At 71.1% G+C, this 1,728-nt stretch carries 2 protein-coding genes; both read left to right on the top strand.

What is annotated here, in order from left to right; translation table 11 throughout:
• Positions 1 to 100 precede the first annotated feature (100 nt).
• Positions 101 to 1,081, top strand: a complete 981-nt coding sequence (locus PV721_RS43210; RefSeq protein ID WP_319734325.1) for a carbohydrate kinase family protein — start codon at positions 101 to 103, stop codon at positions 1,079 to 1,081.
• A partial coding sequence (locus tag PV721_RS43205; RefSeq protein ID WP_319734324.1) for a homocysteine S-methyltransferase family protein occupies positions 1,078 to 1,728 on the top strand: 651 nt, incomplete at its 3' end. The genes PV721_RS43210 and PV721_RS43205, both read left to right, overlap by 4 nt.

Here is a 1,728-nt window from a genome sequence, read left to right as displayed (position 1 = left end):
CCTGGTATCCCCCCGCCCTGCCTCGCCCTGCCCCGCCTCGCCCTGCCCCGCCTCGCCTCGCCTCGCCTCGCCGGCGTCAGACCAGTTCACAGGAGTCCACGTGCGTATCGCGGTGACCGGATCCATCGCCACAGATCACCTCATGGCCTTCCCGGGCCGGTTCGTCGACCAGCTGCTGCCCGACCAGCTGGAACACCTCTCGTTGTCGTTCCTCGTCGATACCCTCCAGGTGCGGCGGGGCGGTGTGGCGGCCAACATCGCCTTCGGCCTCGGCGGCCTCGGCCTCGACCCCCTTCTGGTGGGCGCCGTGGGCCCGGACTTCGCCGAGTACGAGGTCTGGCTCAAGGAACACGGCGTCGACACCGGCTCGGTGTACGTCTGCGCCGAGCACCAGACCGCCCGCTTCATGTGCCTGACCGATCAGGACACCAATCAGATCGCCGCTTTCTACGCGGGTGCCATGGCCGAGGCCGGCCGTATCGACCTGCGTGCCGTTCATGAGCGCACCCCGCTGGACCTGGTGCTCGTCTCGCCCAACGATCCCGGGGCGATGGTCCGCCATACCGAGCAGGCCCGGGAGCTGGGCATCGACTTCGCCGCCGACCCCTCGCAGCAGCTCGCCCGTCTCACCGGCGGCGAGGTGCGCGCTGTGGTGACCGGGGCCCGCTGGCTGTTCACCAACGAGTACGAGTCGGCGCTGCTGCGTGAGCGGGCCGGGTGGGGCCGCCAGGAGGTCCTGGAGCGTGTCGGCACGTGGGTCACCACGCTGGGCGCGCAGGGCGTCCGTATCGACCGCACCGGTGAGCCGGCCGTCACGGTCGGCGCCGTTCCCGACGTCCGCGCCGAGGACCCCACCGGCGTCGGCGACGCCTTCCGCTCCGGCTTCCTTGCCGCCGTCGGCTGGGGGCTGCCGCTGGAGACGGCTGCGCAGCTCGGCTGCGCGATGTCGGCGCTGGTTTTGGCGACGGTCGGATCCCAGGCGTACGAGATCCGGCCGGAGCCGCTGCTCGCCACCGTCCGCACGGTGTACGGGGAGCGGGCGGCCGGGCTGCTGGCGGCGAAGCTGGGGCGGCCGGCATGACGGCGGACGCGCAGGTGCGGGCCGATGCCCTGCGGGAGGCGCTCGCGAGCCGTGTGGTGGTCGCCGACGGGGCGATGGGGACGATGCTGCAGGCGCAGGACCCCTCGATGGAGGACTTCCAGCAGTTGGAGGGCTGCAACGAGGTGTTGAACGTCACCCGCCCCGACATCGTGCGCACGGTGCACGAGGCGTACTTCGCGGTGGGTGTGGACTGCGTCGAGACGAACACCTTCGGTGCGAACTTCGCCGCGCTGGCGGAGTACGACATCGCGGAGCGCAACTTCGAGCTGTCGCAGGCGGGTGCGCGGATCGCCCGTGAGGTCGCGGACGAGTTCACGGTGTCGAGGGGGCAGCAGCGTTGGGTGCTGGGCTCGATGGGGCCGGGTACGAAGCTGCCGACGCTGGGGCACATCGGCTATGCGAGGATCCGCGACGCCTACCAGATCAACGCGGAGGGCCTGATCACGGGCGGCGCGGATGCGTTGCTGGTGGAGACCACCCAGGACTTGCTGCAGACCAAGTCCTCGATCGTCGGTGCCCGGCGGGCGATGGAGGCCCTCGGCGTCACCGTTCCGCTGATCTGCTCGGTGACGGTGGAGACGACGGGCACGATGCTGTTGGGCTCCGAGATCGGTGCGGCGCTGACG

The sequence above is a fragment of the Streptomyces sp. MB09-01 genome (assembly GCF_033794505.1).
Taxonomy (GTDB): domain Bacteria; phylum Actinomycetota; class Actinomycetes; order Streptomycetales; family Streptomycetaceae; genus Streptomyces.
This window is presented reverse-complemented; position numbering and strand designations above follow the sequence as displayed.